Annotated in this window: 15 protein-coding genes; 6 read left to right on the top strand and 9 right to left on the bottom strand. The window is 68.2% G+C overall.

Annotated elements, in window-relative coordinates:
* The first annotated feature begins 208 nt into the window (after positions 1-208).
* Both HQ312_RS15625 and HQ312_RS15620 read left to right on the top strand, forming a co-directional pair.
* Entirely contained in the window at positions 209-1,003 is a 795-nt protein-coding gene (locus HQ312_RS15625) for an NAD-dependent deacylase (RefSeq protein WP_222639166.1), read from the top strand.
* Complete coding sequence (locus HQ312_RS15620; RefSeq protein ID WP_027504969.1) at positions 1,000-1,419, top strand: HIT family protein; 420 nt, start codon at positions 1,000-1,002, stop codon at positions 1,417-1,419. Before HQ312_RS15625 ends, HQ312_RS15620 begins: the two co-directional genes overlap by 4 nt.
* Before the next feature lie 16 nt (positions 1,420-1,435).
* Here the strand turns inward: HQ312_RS15620 and dhaL are convergent, their stop codons facing one another.
* On the bottom strand, positions 1,436-3,091 hold the full coding sequence (gene dhaL / locus HQ312_RS15615; protein WP_222639165.1) for a dihydroxyacetone kinase subunit DhaL: 1,656 nt from the start codon (positions 3,089-3,091) through the stop codon (positions 1,436-1,438).
* A 60-nt stretch (positions 3,092-3,151) separates the two neighbouring features.
* Between dhaL and HQ312_RS15610 the strand changes: the two genes are divergently transcribed.
* Positions 3,152-3,787, top strand: coding sequence for a Type 1 glutamine amidotransferase-like domain-containing protein (locus tag HQ312_RS15610; protein ID WP_222639164.1), 636 nt, complete (start codon positions 3,152-3,154; stop codon positions 3,785-3,787).
* Positions 3,788-3,790: 3 nt separating this feature from the next.
* Here the strand turns inward: HQ312_RS15610 and HQ312_RS15605 are convergent, their stop codons facing one another.
* Entirely contained in the window at positions 3,791-4,171 is a 381-nt protein-coding gene (locus HQ312_RS15605) for a hypothetical protein (RefSeq protein ID WP_231476246.1), read from the bottom strand.
* Between the two features lie 271 nt (positions 4,172-4,442).
* Between HQ312_RS15605 and HQ312_RS15600 the strand changes: the two genes are divergently transcribed.
* Positions 4,443-5,816 carry an FAD-binding oxidoreductase gene (locus HQ312_RS15600; RefSeq protein WP_204868670.1) on the top strand — a complete coding sequence of 458 codons (1,374 nt, stop codon included), beginning with the start codon at positions 4,443-4,445 and terminating at the stop codon, positions 5,814-5,816.
* Here the strand turns inward: HQ312_RS15600 and HQ312_RS15595 are convergent.
* From HQ312_RS15595 to HQ312_RS15575, 5 genes are all read right to left on the bottom strand, one after another.
* A complete protein-coding gene (locus tag HQ312_RS15595; RefSeq protein WP_222639163.1) occupies positions 5,813-7,123 on the bottom strand; it encodes an aspartate aminotransferase family protein in 1,311 nt (436 codons plus the stop codon). The two genes, HQ312_RS15600 and HQ312_RS15595, sit on opposite strands and share 4 nt — an antisense overlap.
* Before the next feature lie 12 nt (positions 7,124-7,135).
* Positions 7,136-8,179 carry a TIGR03842 family LLM class F420-dependent oxidoreductase gene (locus tag HQ312_RS15590; RefSeq protein WP_027504964.1) on the bottom strand — a complete coding sequence of 348 codons (1,044 nt, stop codon included), beginning with the start codon at positions 8,177-8,179 and terminating at the stop codon, positions 7,136-7,138.
* 3 nt (positions 8,180-8,182) lie between these two features.
* Positions 8,183-9,601: a dihydropyrimidinase gene (hydA, locus tag HQ312_RS15585; RefSeq protein WP_222639162.1), complete on the bottom strand. Its 1,419-nt coding sequence runs from the start codon at positions 9,599-9,601 to the stop codon at positions 8,183-8,185.
* Entirely contained in the window at positions 9,598-10,434 is an 837-nt protein-coding gene (locus HQ312_RS15580; protein ID WP_222639161.1) for a nitrilase-related carbon-nitrogen hydrolase, read from the bottom strand. Before HQ312_RS15580 ends, hydA begins: the two co-directional genes overlap by 4 nt.
* A gap of 73 nt (positions 10,435-10,507) precedes the next feature.
* Positions 10,508-11,485, bottom strand: a complete 978-nt coding sequence (locus HQ312_RS15575) for an LppP/LprE family lipoprotein (protein WP_222639160.1) — start codon at positions 11,483-11,485, stop codon at positions 10,508-10,510.
* A gap of 167 nt (positions 11,486-11,652) precedes the next feature.
* On the opposite strand from HQ312_RS15575, the gene HQ312_RS15570 reads away from it, so the two are divergent.
* Positions 11,653-11,952 (top strand): DUF1540 domain-containing protein, encoded by a 300-nt coding sequence (locus HQ312_RS15570; RefSeq protein ID WP_027504961.1) that lies wholly within the window; start codon positions 11,653-11,655, stop codon positions 11,950-11,952.
* 6 nt (positions 11,953-11,958) lie between these two features.
* Here the strand turns inward: HQ312_RS15570 and HQ312_RS15565 are convergent, their stop codons facing one another.
* Both HQ312_RS15565 and HQ312_RS15560 read right to left on the bottom strand, forming a co-directional pair.
* Positions 11,959-13,503, bottom strand: coding sequence for a carboxylesterase/lipase family protein (locus HQ312_RS15565; protein WP_056448415.1), 1,545 nt, complete (start codon positions 13,501-13,503; stop codon positions 11,959-11,961).
* Positions 13,504-13,549: 46 nt separating this feature from the next.
* Entirely contained in the window at positions 13,550-13,939 is a 390-nt protein-coding gene (locus tag HQ312_RS15560; protein WP_027504959.1) for an SRPBCC family protein, read from the bottom strand.
* Positions 13,940-14,087: 148 nt separating this feature from the next.
* Here HQ312_RS15560 and HQ312_RS15555 point away from each other — a divergent pair, with 148 nt between their 5' ends.
* Positions 14,088-15,485 carry a sugar porter family MFS transporter gene (locus tag HQ312_RS15555; protein WP_027504958.1) on the top strand — a complete coding sequence of 466 codons (1,398 nt, stop codon included), beginning with the start codon at positions 14,088-14,090 and terminating at the stop codon, positions 15,483-15,485.
* Positions 15,486-15,504 lie beyond the last annotated feature (19 nt).

Below are 15,504 nucleotides of genomic sequence, written 5' to 3'. Positions count from 1 at the left end.
GGAGCTGCACTGCCGCCGACTGTCGTCGGTTCCGAGAACGACCTCGTCGACGGTGGCTCATGTTCGCCCGCGTGAGAGGTCCTGGAGTCGGCCGGGTGGGCCCACCGCAAGGTAACGCACGACACAGACATACCGAGCGTCGAGGTCGAATGTGAGGCGGAGGTCATAACGGACCGAGTGTGTCGGTGCGACTTGGCACACTCGCTTCATGACCACCGACAGTGCCGACCCCGCATCCGACGTTCCGCAGCCCGTGCTGGAGGCCGTCCGGTCCGCGTCCCGCGTCGCCGTGCTCACCGGGGCCGGGATGTCCGCGCAGTCGGGCGTGCCGACGTTCCGCGACGCGCAGACCGGGCTGTGGGAGCGGTACTCCCCGGAGGAGCTGGCCAGCCCCGACGCGTTCGTCCGCGATCCGGATCTGGTGTGGGCCTGGTACCGCCGACGAGCGCAGCTCGTGGCCGCCTCGAGCCCGAACGCCGGTCATGTGGCCCTCGCGCAGTGGCAGAGGTCCGCACCGCAGCAGACCGTCGAGATCGCCACGCAGAACGTCGACGACCTGCACGAGCGCGCCGGGTCCACCGTGCTGGCCCACGTCCACGGCACGCTGGCCGCGGTGCGGTGCTCGATCTGCGAGGAGCCTTTCGAGGGACCGGTCGACGACGTCGAGGACGGCGCGGAACGCATCGCGCCGCCTGCGTGCGGTCTCTGCGGAAGTCCGGTCCGCCCCGGTGTCGTGTGGTTCGGCGAGCCGCTCCCGGAAGCGGAGTGGGCAGCGGTCGCGGCGTCCGTCGAGGCCGCCGACACCGTCCTGGTCGTGGGAACGTCCGGCGTTGTCTACCCCTTCGCGGGGCTTCCCGCTCAGGCTCGCAGCGCGGGCGCCGTCGTCATCGAGATCAACCCGGACGAGACCGCGGTCTCCGACATGGCCCACCACGTCTGGCGGGCGACCGCGGCCGACTCCCTGCCTGCACTCGTCGCCGCCGTCACGGAGCAGCAGCGATGACCGAGTGCGTGTTCTGCGACATCGTCGCCCGCCGCGCCCCCGCGACGATCGTCCACGAGACCGACTCGGTGCTCGCGTTCCTCGACATCCGGCCCGTCACCCGCGGGCACACCCTGGTGGTTCCCAAGGTGCACTCCTCGGGGCTCGAGACACTCGACCCGGTCGTGGGTGGGCAGGTCTTCGCCGCCGGCCAGGCCCTGGCCGGCGCGATGCGCCGCAGCACCCTGGCGGCGGACGGGGTCAACCTCGCCATGAACGACGGACGCGCCGCCTTCCAGACCGTGTTCCACTCGCACCTGCATGTCGTACCTCGCCACCACGGCGATCGCATCCGTTTCGTCGCCGGCATGATCACGCGGCGTCAGAGCGAGCCCGAGGCGACCGCCCGGGCAATTCGGGCCGCACTTGCCTCCTGACGTCCGATGCAGCCGCTCAGGCGGCGGCGAAGAACCAGGAGACCACGAGAGCACCGGGGTCGATGACGCCGCGCGCCGCGTCGCCGATGTAGCTGGCGCGGCCACGCTGGGCGACGGTGTCCGTCGTGGACTCGGCACCGCGCGTCGCAGCCTCGGCAGCCGCGGCGAGGGCCGCCGAGAGCTCGACCGATCCGGCGTCCCCCAGAGCTCGTGACGCCGGGTCCAGCGCGTCCACCATGGTCTTGTCCCCCGGCTGCGCACCGCCGAGATCGGTGATGGCGGCCAGTCCGTCGGCCACTCCCGCGGCGATGCTCGCGGTGCTCGCACCGGGACCGTCGAGGGCGACCGAGACCCGGTGGAAGAACGCACCGAAGAGAGCGCCGGACGTTCCGCCCGCATTGCCGAGGAATCCACGAGCCAGGATCTCGAACACCGCTGCGGGCGAGGCACTCTCGTCCACCGCAAAGTCGGCCAGACCGATCTCCATGTTGACTCCGAAGTCGCCGTCACCGGCTCGGCGATCGAGGTCGGTGAGCTCGTCGATCGACGACCGGACACGCTCGACGAACGACGAGACCCAGGTGGTGACGAACGGGTCGGCCGCGCCGCCGGGAAGCTCCGACGCCGCTGCCGCGTCCGTGTCGTCCACGGCGTCGTCGTGCAGGTCCTGCGCCGGCGAGCGGGGCCACGCGGGCGCCTCGGTCGGGGCGTCCCACAAGCCGAGGATCTCGTCGTCGCAGCGGACGGCGGTCAACGACAGCCCCGCCATGTCGAACGCCGTCACGAGGCTCCCGACGAGCGTGCGTCGGACGGTGATGCCGCGCCCCTCGAGATACCGCAGCGCGGCACCGAAGACGATGTCGAGTTCGAGCGGATGGGTCGCGCCGAGTCCGTTGACGATGAGCACGACGTCCTCGCCGCCGGACAGTCCCAGCGAATCGGCCACGGGTCCGAGCAGCGCCTCGGCGATCTCGGTGGCGGTGAGCGTCGCGACGCGCGCGGTGCCGCGCTCGCCGTGGATACCGACACCGAGTTCGACCTCGTCGTCGCCGAGCTCGAAGGACGGGGACGACGCGCCCGGAACCGTGCACGGACGGAAGGCCACCGCCATGCTGCGAGCGCCCTCGGCGACCCGCCGCCCCAGCGCGGCGACGGAGGCGAGGTCGTCGCCGCGAGCAGCGGCGGCGCCGCAGATCTTCTCGACGGCCACCGTCGCGGCGGTTCCGCGTCGGCCGGGCCCGTCCTCGCTCTCGGACGCGACGTCGTCGGCCACGAGCACCGTCTCGACCGTGATGCCGTCGGCAGCACACAGATCGGCCGCGATGCGGAAGTTGATGACGTCGCCGGTGTAGTTCTTGACCACGTGGATCACGCCGGCGCCGGCCTCGACGGCCCGCGTCGCCGCCTCGATCTGCAGCGCGTTCGGGCTCGTGAACACAGACCCCGGCACCGCCGCGTCCAACATCCCGGCGCCGACGAAGCCGGAGTGGAGCGGTTCGTGGCCGGAACCACCGCCCGACATCACGGCCACGCGCCCGTCCGTCGTGCGGCCGCGGCGCGTGAAGTATCCGGGCCGTTCGACGAAGCGGAGGTCGGCGCTGCGCCGGGCGGCGGCGCGGCAGGCGTCGACGATGACGCGGGACGGATCATCGATCATCTTTTGCAGCGACATGCACCCGACACTAACCACGTCTGCACACCCGACGCGTGCGTACTGACCTACGCTCCCGCCATGCGCCTGTTCCTCGCGTCCTACCGATTCGGGCTCGCCCGTGACCGGTTCCTCGAACTGACCGGACCACCCGGCCGCATCGCCGTCATCGCCAACGCGGCGGACTCCTGGCCCGACGCCGCGCGCGCGTCCGCGGTCACCAGTGAGTTCACCCTCCTGCGCTCGGCGGGTTTCCTCCCTGTCGAGGTCGACCTGCGCGAGTTGATGCCGAGCACGGCGCACGACGTCCTGGCCGCCTTCCCCGCCGTGTGGGTCCGCGGTGGGAACACCTTCGTGCTCCGGCGCAGGATGGCCTCGTCCGGTGCCGACGAGGCGATCGCTCGACTACTTGCGGAGGATTCCCTCGTGTACGGCGGGTACAGCGCCGGAGCCTGCGTCCTGGGTCCGACGCTGCGGGGCGTGGAGTACGCCGACTCACCCGGCGAGGTGGAGCCGACCACAGGCGAGGACGTGCTGTGGACCGGCCTGGAGATCATCGACGACGTGCTCGTGCCGCACTGGGCGTCGGACACTCTGGATCCCGACGGAGCGTCGGCCGCGATGGCCGCGGCGTGCGACGCGGCGGGAACGCCATATCGCACGCTCACCGACGACCAGGTCTACGTCGTCGACGGCGGCGTTGCCGCGGTGATCTGACTGTCAGCCGCTGTGCGCGATGGGCATCTGGAACGGCGCGAGCCGGTCCATCGCCGACCACGCGAGCCGGCAACGCCGCACGGTCATCTCGTCGGCGTCACGGAGCAACGCATCGAGCAGCAGGCCCGGACGTTCGGACCACTGGGCGGCGAGGGCGTCCATCTCGGCGTCGGTGAACAGTCCCGAGCGTCGTAGCGCCGACGTCCACTCGGTCACCTCGCCACGATGGAGCGACTCGAGGGTGTCGTAGTCGACGCCGCCGGAGACGAAGTCGTAGGAGAACAGCGCCGCCGCGCACTCGAACGGGGTGTTCTTCGTCGGTCTGCGCGACGCTGTCGTCGATGGTGCAGATGCCGACCGTGTGATGTCGTGTGACGGTGCCATGAGTGCCTCCTTCTCGCCCCCTCGGTCTCGGCCCACGTGCCGATCTCCGTCATCCGGACGCTAATCCTCCGACGTGCTCTTGTCGGCACCCATCGGGGCACGATCTGGTAACAGAGTTGCTCGTGTGACTGATGTGAACATCGGCCGGACGTCGACCCGGCCACCGTTCGACGCGGTCTCCCACTGTCCCGCACCGTGTCTCGTCGTTCCGGCGAGGTCACGGGCAGGGCTGGGGGTAGCGTCGAGACGTAGGACCCGCCGGTCGAGGAAGGTGAGCATCATCGACGATCTCGTGACGTCCCTGACAGACGCGGTCGGAGCCGCCATCGTGGTGACCGATCCGGACATCACCGCCGGCTATCGCCAGGACTGGGCCCGTGATCCGAACGCCGGCACTCCGCTCGCCGTCGTGCGCGCCACCAGCACGGCCGACGTCCGCGCCGTCATGCTCTGGGCCACCGAGCATTCCGTCCCGGTGGTGCCGCGCGGCGCGGGATCCGGTCTGTCCGGTGGTGCGACCGCCGTCGACGGCGGCATCGTGCTGACGACCGAGGCGATGCGCGCCGTCACCGTCGACCCGGTGACGCGGACGGCCGTGGTCCAACCCGGTCTGCTCAACGTCGAGGTCAAGGCCGCTGCGGCCGAACACGGCCTGTGGTACCCACCGGATCCGTCGTCGTTCGAGATGTGTTCGATCGGCGGCAACGCCGCCACCAACGCCGGCGGCCTGTGCTGCGTCAAGTACGGGGTGACCACGGACTACATCCTCGGTCTCGAGGTGGTCCTCGCCGACGGCACCGTCGTGAACCTGGGCGGCCCGCGTCTGAAGGACTCGGCCGGCCTGTCGCTGACCAAACTCTTCGTCGGCAGCGAAGGCGTCCTCGGCATCATCACCGAAGTGACGCTGCGACTGATCCCGGCTCAACCACCCGCGAGCACGGTCGTGGCCACCTTCACCCGCCTGTCCGACGCGACCGACGCCATTCTGGCGATCACCCGCTCGCTGCGGCCCGCCATGCTCGAGTTCATGGACTCCACGTCGATCAACGCCGTGGAGGACGCCATGAAGATGGGCCTCGACCGCACGGCGGCCGCGATGCTCATCGCCCGCTCCGACTCACCCGGCGCGCACCGCACCGAGGAGACCGAGACCATGGCCGCGGCGTGCACGGCCGCCGGCGCCGACGAGGTGTTCGTGACCGACGATCCCGACGAGGGCGAAGCGTTCGCCGCGGCCCGGCGCTTCGCCATCCCCGCCGTCGAACGCACCGGATCCCTCCTGCTCGAGGACGTCGGAGTTCCGCTGCCCGCACTCGCGGACCTGGTGCAGGGAATCGCGAAGATCGCCGATGCCCGCGGCGTCGTCGTCGCCGTCATCGCCCATGCGGGCGACGGGAACACGCACCCGCTGATCGTGTTCGACCCCGAGGACGCGGACATGGAGGAGCGTGCGCACCAGGCATTCGGCGAGATCATGACGCTCGCGATCTCGTTGGGCGGCACCATCACCGGGGAACACGGTGTCGGCCGGCTCAAGAAGGCGTGGTTGCCGGATCAGGTGGGCGAGGACGTCATGGAGCTGACCCGGCGCATCAAGCACGCCCTCGATCCCGCGGGCATTCTGAATCCCGGTGCCGTGCTCTAGTTCCGGGTGTACCCGTCGGCGACCTCGAGCACCTCGTCGAGGATCTCGAGTCCCCGACGGATGTCCTCCTCCGTCGTGACGAGCGGCGGCGCGATCTGCAGCCGATTGCCCGCCACGAACGGCCACAGCCCGCGCTCCTTGGCCGCCTTCGTGACGGCCGCCATGGGAGCTGCGGCGGCGCCGGTGGCGTTGAACGGTGTCAGCGGCTCGCGGGTGCCCTTGTCCGTCACCAGTTCGACGGCCCAGAAGAACCCCATGCCCCGCACGTCACCCACGCTCGGATGCGCCTCACCCAGCTTGGTGAGCCCCGGCCCGAGGACGTCCTCCCCCACGGCGCGGACGTGGCCCAGGATGTCGTCGCGCTCGAACACCCGGATCGACGCGACACCGGCGGCGCAGCCGAGCACGTGTCCCGAGTAGGTCAGACCTCCCGGATACGGCGTGTGGTCGTACCGCTGCGCGATCTCCTCGGAGATCACCACTCCGCCGAGCGGGACGTAGCCGGAGTTCACACCCTTCGCGAACGTGATCAGATCGGGCTCGACGCCCCACGCCTGGCACGCGAACCAGTGCCCGGTCCGGCCGAAGCCCACCATCACCTCGTCGGCGATGTACACGATGCCGTAGCGAGTGCAGAGTTCGCGGACACCGGCCAGATACCCCGGCGGCGGGACCAGCACGCCGTTGGTGCCGACCACCGACTCGAGAATGAGCCCCGCGATGTTCTGCGGTCCCTCCAGCGTGATGACCATCTCGAGGTGGGCCAGCGCCGCGGCCGTCTCCTCCTCGGGGCCGGTCGAATTCCACGGTGACCGATAGGGATACGGCCCGAAGAACCGGACGACGTCGACGTTGGTCGGCTCGGTTCCCCACCGGCGCGGCTCTCCCGTCAGACCGATGGCCACACCGGTGCCGCCGTGGTACGACCGGTACGCGGCCAGCATCTTGGTCCGCCCGGTGTGCTGGCGAGCGAACCGCACGGCGTGCTCGACGGCCTCGGCCCCGCCCGTGGTGAAGAAGACCCGGTTCAGGTCACCGGGAGCGCGCTCGGCGATCAGTCGAGCGAGTTCGCTGCGCTTGTCGTTCGCGACCGTCGGGGAGATGGTGGTGAGCACACCGGCCTGCTCGACGATCGCCGCCACGATGTCGGGGTGCTGGTGCCCGATGTTGACGTTGACCAGTTGCGAGGAGAAGTCGAGGTACTTCCTGCCCTGGTCGTCCCAGAAGTAGGACCCGGACGCCCCGGTGATGGTGACCGGGTTCAGCTCCGCCTGGGCGGACCAGGAATAGAAGACATGGTCGGTCATGTACCACCTCCGTTATCGGGCGATTCCGGATTCCGTCGCCACCTCTGACGTCATCATGGCAGGAAGAACCGACTCGCCGTAGGCATCCAGCGTCGCGGTCTTCGCATCGTGTTGGAGGTAGACCGCGAACTGGTCCACACCGAGCGACTCGAGCTGCCGGAGTCGCTCCACGTGCTGCTCGGGCGAGCCCAGGATGCAGAACCGGTCGACGATCTCGTCGGGCACGAAGTCGGCGTGCGTGTTGCCGGCTCTGCCGTGTTGGTTGTAGTCGTACCCCTGGCGGCCGGCGATGTAGTCCGTGAGAGCGGCCGGGACACCGGAGGTCGCTCCGTAGCGGGACACGATGTCCGCCACGTGGTTTCCCACCATGCCGCCGAACCACCGGCACTGATCACGGGCATGCGCGGCGGCGGCCGCGGAACCGTCGGTGACATAGGCGGGGGCGGCGACGCAGATGGTCACGGCATCGGGGTCGCGCCCCGCCTTCTCGGCGGCGTCGCGGACGGTGGCCACGGTCCACTCGACGATGTCGGGATCAGCGAGTTGCAGGATGAACCCGTCGGCGACCTGCCCGGTGAGTTCCAGTGCCCGCGGGCCGTATCCGGCGATCCACACCTCGAGCTCGGACCGCGACGCCCACGGCAGCCGCACGGTGGTCTCGCCGATGCGGGCGGACCGCCCGTTGCCGAGTTCGCGGATGATCTCCACCGACTCGGCGAGCCGCGCGATCGTGGTGGGCTTCCCACCCAGAGTGCGCACCGCGGAGTCGCCGCGGCCGATCCCGCACACGGTGCGGTTGCCGTACATCTCGTTGAGTGTGGCGAACGTCGATGCCGTCACCGTGACGTCCCGCGTCGACGGGTTGGTCACCATCGGTCCGACGACCACCGTGCGGGTGCTCGCGAGGATCTGACTGTGGATGACGTAGGGCTCCTGCCACAGCAGGTGTGAATCGAAGGTCCACACATGGGAGAAGCCGTGCGTCTCGGCGATGCGAGCGAGTTCGACCACCCGCGAACTGGGTGGGGTGCACTGCAGCACCACTCCGAAGTCCATCCCTCACACCAGATTCTGGGACAGGTCGCGGCGCACGAAACGGCCGTGCCCGGCGCGGCCCAGGTACTCGCCGCGGTCGACGACGACGGCCCCGCGGGAGATCACCGTGTCGACATGGCCGTCCACGGTCATGCCCTCGTAGGCGGAATAGTCCATTCTCATGTGGTGTGTCTCGACTCCGATGGTGGTGCGGCCGTTCGGGTCGTAGACCACCAGATCCGCGTCGGCACCGGGCGACACGATGCCCTTGCGCGGGTACATCCCGAACATGCGTGCCGGCGTCGTGCAGCACACCTCGACCCACTTCTCGAGCGTGATCTTCCCCGACACCACACCCTGGTACATCAGGTCCATCCGATGTTCGACCGACCCGATTCCGTTGGGGATCTTGGAGAAGTCGCCGATACCCATCTCCTTCTGATCCTTCATGCAGAAGGGACAGTGATCGGTGCCGACCGTCGAGACGTCGCCCGTGCGGAGGTACCGCCACAGCTCGTCCTGGTGCCCCTCTGCACGGGACCGGAGCGGGGTCGAGCACACCCACTTCGCACCCTCGAAGCCCGGCGCACCGAGTTGCTCCTCGAGCGAGAGGTACAGATACTGCGGACACGTCTCGGCGAAGACGTTCTGCCCCGTGCCTCGTGCCGTCGCGATCTGCTCGAGCGCCTGTTTCGCCGACACGTGGACCACGTACAGCGGCGCTCCCGTCACGTCGGCCAGCATGATCGCGCGATGCGTCGCTTCCTCCTCGAGCTGCCACGGCCGGGACGTGCCGTGGAAGTACGGCGCCGTGTCACCGCGTGCGATCGACTGCTCGACCAGGACGTCGATGGCGATGCCGTTCTCCGCGTGCATCATCAGCAGCGCGCCGGTCTCGGCGGCAGTCTGCATCGCCCGCAGGATCTTCCCGTCGTCCGAGTAGAAGACGCCGGGATAGGCCATGAACAACTTGAAGCTGGTGACACCTTCGGAGACCAACTCGCTCATGGCCTTCAACGAGTCGCTGTCGACGTCTCCGATGATCTGGTGGAAGCCGTAGTCGACGGCGCACGAACCGGCAGCCTTGTCGTGCCACGTGGCGAGGGTGTCCTGCACGCGCATCCCGGGGTTCTGGATGGCGAAGTCGACGATCGTGGTGGTTCCGCCCCACGCGGCAGCGCGCGTCCCCGTCTCGAACGAGTCGGAGGCGAAGGTGCCGCCGAACGGCATCTCCATGTGGGTGTGGCCGTCGACCCCTCCGGGGATCACGTACTTCCCGGTCGCGTCGACGACGACGTCGCTCGACGACGCGAGGTCGGCGCCCAGCAGCGTCGAACCCGGTTGCAGCACTGCGACGATCGTCTCACCGTCGATCAGGACGTCCAGGGGCTGCGACCCCGTCGGCGAGACGACGATGCCCCCGTGGACGAACGTGGTCGTCACGGTGTCACCAGGGGACCGTAGGCGTCGGGTCTGCGATCGCGGTAGAAAGCCCACCGATCGCGGACGGTCGCGATGAGCGACAGGTCCAGATCGCGGACGATCACTTCGGCCGCGCTGTCCGAGGCGACCTCGCCGACGAACTTCCCCTCGGGATCGACGAAGTAGCTCGTACCGTAGAAGTCGTTGTCGCCCAATTCCTCGACTCCCACTCGGTTGATCGCGCCGATGTAGTACTCGTTGGCCACGGCCGACGCCGGTTGCTCGAGCTTCCACAGGTAGTTCGACAGGCCTCGCGAGGTGGCGGACGGATTGAACACGATCTCCGCACCGGCCAGTCCGAGTGCGCGCCAGCCCTCCGGGAAATGGCGGTCGTAACAGATGTAGACCCCCACCTTGCCGACGGCGGTGTCGAACACGGGCCAGCCCAGGTTGCCGGGGCGGAAGTAGAACTTCTCCCAGAAGCCGTTCAGGTGCGGAATGTGGTGCTTGCGGTACTTGCCCAGGTACGTGCCGTCCGCGTCCACGACGGCAGCGGTGTTGTACAGAATGCCTGGCTGTTCCTTCTCGTAGACCGGCAGCACCATCACCATGCCGAGTTCCTTCGCGAGAGACTGGAAACGCTCGACGGTGGGTCCGGGAACCGATTCGGCGTAGTCGTAGAAGGACGCGTCCTGCACCTGGCAGAAATAGGGGCCGTAGAACAGTTCCTGAAAACAGATCACCTGCGCGCCCTGCTCGGCTGCCTGGCGGGCGTACTCCTCGTGGGCCTGGATCATCGATTCCTTGTCGCCGGTCCAGGTGGTCTGAACCAGTGCTGCTCGAACGACAGTCATGACATGACACCTCCGCGTCGGCCCCGTACCGGTGATCCTGCACCCGATCGGCCGGGTCGTCCACCGGTGGAAATCAGCCGTTCGCCACTTCGGGAGGCAGCGGATCGAGCATGTCCACCGAGGATCCGTTCCACCGGTAGCGAACGAGTGCCGGACCGCCGGAGGCTTCCGCGGTGGCCTCGTCGCCGACGAGCCACCGGTACGAGATCGTCACGGTGTCGTCGGTCTGCGCATACGGGTCGAGATCCGTGAACGCGTACGGACGGGCGGTCGCCGTTCCGAGGTATGCGCCGTCATGGAAGAACAGGACCGTCGTGGGACTCGAACCGGTGGCACCGTCGGGAACGGCCATCGCCCAGGCCAGCGTGGCGCACGGATCGCCCTGGCTGTACAGGCTCCAGTCGCTGTCGGAGAAGGTGGGCAGAGAGTCGATCGCGGAGGCGACCACCGAGTCGTCCAGGCACGGATCGGCAGGAGTCTGCCTGTTGCCGTCCACCACCTCCTGCGGCAGGTCGTCCAGCATCACCACGGACGATCCGTTCCAGGTGTAGCGGACTAACCCGGGTCCGCCGGACTGCTGCGAGGTGGACTCACCCTCCCGGAGCCACCCGTACGACACCGTGACCGTGTCGTCGGTCTGCGAGGCGACGTCGGTGAACGAGTATGGCAACGCGGTGGCGGTACCGAGATAGGTGTCGTCGTGGAAGAACAAGACGGTCCACGGACTCGACCCCGTGCCCCCGTCGAGCGCCGCGAGCGCCCACGACAGCGTCGCGCAGGGATCGCCCTGGCGGACGAGCCGCCAACCACTGCCGAAGAACTGTGGCAGCGATTCGATGCCCGCCGCCACGACGGAGTCCTCCACACACGCGGTCGACGGTTCCGGCGCGGCCGACGACGCGGGTTCCGTACCCGGTGCCGGACCCACCGCTGTCGAGGTCGTGGTGGTGGTGGTCGGAGGAGGTGGCGCCGCGGAGCCCTGGCCGGAGTCGGAGCACCCGCTCGCGAACAGCACGGTGACGGCCAGGGTCGCGAGAAGTGTTCGTCTCATGATCGGTCCATCCGAGCGAACAGACCGATCGTTACGTCGTCGACGAATTCGTCATCGATCCGTGACCCGAAAGAATAGGAAACATCATTGTTGTAGAAAGGGTGACCATATCTAGGTCAGCCTGACCTTGCTGGTGGAGACGCTTTTCGCGTATTACCGTCATCGTCATGACTTCCCTCGAAATGCCCCGCGTCAGTGAGTGCAGTGTCAGCGCCTGTTCGTACAACCACGACGGATGCCACGCCTTCGCCATCAATGTCGGAGGCTCGAACGGAACGGCCGATTGCGGCACGTTCATTCCCTTGAGCACCAAGGGCGGTCTCGACACCGTCTCCACCCAGGTCGGTGCGTGCCAGCGCGTCGACTGCTCGTTCAACGACAACCTCGAGTGCAGCGCGGCAGCGGTCCGCATCGGCGCCGGCGAGTCGTCGGACACCGCGAACTGCCTCACCTACAGCAAGGCCTGACGAACCTCAGCTGAAGCCGAGCACCTTCTCGCCCCAGATCTCGCGCAGCTCACGGTCCGGATCCTCGACCAGAGCATCACGCCCGTCGATGACGAGAGTGCGACGACGCTCGTCGTAGGGCGCCCAGTGCTTCGACCCGTCCAGCGCAGCAGGAACCCCGTGCCACGCGAACGCCACCCAGCGTCGCTGAATTCGCCGGGAGACCTGCTGCGCTGCCTTGCGCCCACCCAGCCAGAAGGTCGGGTCCCGGTCGAAGGTCCCGAAATTGCCGAAGACGTACGGCAACTCGGTGGCGTGACCGGCGCCGATACGCGCCGCGCGCAGCACGGGTGTCGCGTGATCGAAGCGGTAGACGAACGTCGGCGCTCGTCGGCAATGGGCCTCCGCGATCCACAGGCTCGGCATCCGGAACCCTGCGTCGCGCGAGAGGGCCAGCGCGCCCGCACTCTTCGGCAGATCCGGGTACGCGGAGAGGATGTCGGCGATACGAGCCGGTGAGAGATCGGGATGATCGACGGCGATCGCCTCGAACATCGTGCTCACCGTGTCCGAGGTGACGGGCATCAACGGCGACTTCATCAGGCGGAACACCGATGCCTCGTCGTGATTCGACCCGATGATGAGCGGGACGTCGTGCGAGAAGCCCTTCTGGAACGCGGCCACCGGATACCGGGGCACCACGTCACCGTCGACGACGGGTGCGAATCCCAATGTGCCGGGCACCTTCTCGGGAACCTCGTAGACCAGCTTCTCGGCTGCGTCGACCAACCTCTCCACCGGCATCGTCCGCAGCTCCTCCGCACGCTCCGCGGGCAGATCGACGAGTTCGAGGAATCGCTGCGCGACGGTGCGCGCTCGTTCCGGGCCGTACACCGAGGTGGCCGGGGAACTCTGGGCGATCGCCTTGTGGAACAGACCTTCCGCGTGCGGTGACGTCATGAGAGTGGTCACCGACGCGCCACCGGACGACTCACCGAAGACGGTGACGTTGGTCGGGTCGCCGCCGAACGCGGCGATGCAGTCGCGCACCCACGTGAGCGCCGCGATCTGGTCGCGGAGCCCGAGATTGGTCTCGAAGACGCTGCCATCGGTGTCGAACGACGACAGGTCCAACCACCCCAGCGCGCCCACCCGGTAGTTGACGGTCACGACCACCACCTCACCGAGGCGGGACAGGTTGCGCCCGTTGTAGATCCGTTGCGCAGATGATCCCAGGACGTAGGCACCGCCGTGGATCCACACCATCACCGGACGGGAGATGCCGTCCGGTGTCGGGGCCCAGACGTTGAGAGTCAGGCAGTCCTCGTCCATCGGGATGGACGAGTCCATGGGAATCGGGCCGTCACGGCCCTGCGGTGCCATCGCTCCGAAGGTCCTGCCGTCGCGGACCCCGTCCCACGGCTCCGGTGGGCGTGGTGCGCGGAATCGGTGCTCCGCCACGGGTGGCGCCGCGAACGGGATGCCCTTCCAACTGACAACGTCGCCGTGCCCGTAGCCGCGGATCTCACCGTCGCGCGACGAGACGACATGGCTGCTCTCGGTTGCCCCCACGAGGACCGACGTTACAGGGAGTGCGGGGATCGGACCCCGATGGTCGTCACGCTGTCACCAGTCGACCGAGCGCGAACAGGGCCGCTGGAGAGTAGCCGAGGACGAGCGGTGCCAGACCGTCCACGACCAACCACGTCGACGAGCCCGACCCCGCGCTGACGACACCGTGTTCCAGGGTGAGCCCGGCACTCGGAGCGCCGATCCACGCGCGCCACGACCACACCCGTGCGGCCTCGTCCACGGAGTGGACCTCGAAGGACACCCGCACGCCGAGGGGTCCGCGCACCGTGCCGGTCGTGCCGGCGGCGAGACGGTCGGTGGACGCGTCGACCCCCATGATCTGCGGTGCCCACGTCGACCAGAGCGACAGGTCCATGTACCGCTCCCACGCGACGTCGGCGGAGGCGTCGCCGGTGCGTCGCAGAGTCTTCTTCATGACCGGCGGGATTCACCGTTCCGGCGCTGCTCAAACTGCCGTCAGGTCGCCGCTCCACAGCGGTCGCGCCGGGCGTAGGGTCCGAACCAAGCGAAACTCCTCCGCCATCGACCGGCGCGGCCGGTGGCCGACATGTAGGTGGACAAGGATGACCACACAGGCATCGGCCAATCACACGGCCAAAGTCATCGGCGTGACCATTGCGGCCGCCGTCGGCGGCTTCCTCTTCGGTTTCGACAGTTCCGTCATCAACGGCGCCGTCGACTCCATCCAGGGCAGATTCGCCCTCGGCGAGTTCCTCACCGGCTTCACCGTCGCGATCGCCCTGCTCGGGTGCGCGGCGGGCGCCTGGTTCGCCGGCGGACTGGCCGACCGGTGGGGACGCAAGAAGGTGATGCTGCTCGGGTCCGCGCTCTTCATCATCTCGTCGGTCGGCTCGGGTCTGGCCTTCAGCGTTCCCGACCTGATGCTGTGGCGTGTGCTCGGCGGTCTCGGCATCGGCATCGCGTCGGTGATCGCCCCCGCGTACATCGCGGAGATCTCGCCGGCCCGGATGCGCGGCAGCCTCGCGTCGCTGCAGCAGCTGGCCATCACCATCGGCATCTTCGCCGCACTGCTCTCGGACGCCGTGCTGGCGGATCGTGCGGACGGTGCGTCCAACGACCTGTGGCTCGGCCTCGAGGCCTGGCGGTGGATGTTCATCGTCGGCGTGATCCCGGCCGTCGTCTACGGCGTCCTCGCGTTGCTCATCCCCGAGTCGCCGCGTTACCTCGTGGGCAAGCACCTCGACGAGGAGGCCGCGCAGATTCTCGCGAACATCACCGGCGAGAAGCACCCCAACGAGCGCATCCACGAGATCCGCCTGACTCTGCGCAAGGAGCAGCGCTCGTCGTTCGCCGACATCCGCGGTCCGCGCTTCGGTCTGCAGCCGCTGGTGTGGGTCGGCATCATCATGGCCGTCCTGCAGCAGTTCGTCGGTATCAACGCGATCTTCTACTACTCCACCACACTGTGGAAGTCGGTGGGCTTCACCGAGAGTCAGTCCTTCACCACGTCGGTCATCACCTCCGTGATCAACGTGGCCATGACGTTCGTGGCCATTCTCTTCGTCGACCGGGTGGGTCGGCGCAACCTGCTCATGGCCGGCTCCATCGGTATGTTCGTCGGTCTCCTCATGGCGGCGATCGCGTTCTCCCAGCAGATCGGCACCGGCGACGAGGTCTCCCTGCCCGATCCCTGGGGCGTCGTGGCGCTGATCGGCGCAAACCTGTTCGTGATCTTCTTCGCGTCGACGTGGGGACCGATCATGTGGGTCCTGCTCGGCGAGATGTTCCCGAACCGTATGCGCGCCATGGCTCTCGGTATCGGTACGGCCGCGAACTGGGTGGCCAACTTCGTCATCTCGCTGCTGTTCCCGTCGCTCACCGAGATGGTCGGACTCTCCATCGTCTACGGCGGCTTCGCACTCTTCGCCGCCCTGTCGTTCTTCTTCGTGAAGTCCAAGATCCCCGAGACGAAGGGCATGGAACTGGAGGACATGAAGTAGCCGCACGACCGCCGGTGCT

Source organism: Rhodococcus sp. BP-316 (genome assembly GCF_019836105.1).
Lineage (GTDB): Bacteria > Actinomycetota > Actinomycetes > Mycobacteriales > Mycobacteriaceae > Rhodococcoides.
The sequence above is the reverse complement of the archived record's forward strand: the minus strand, read 5'-3'. Positions and strand labels throughout refer to the sequence as shown.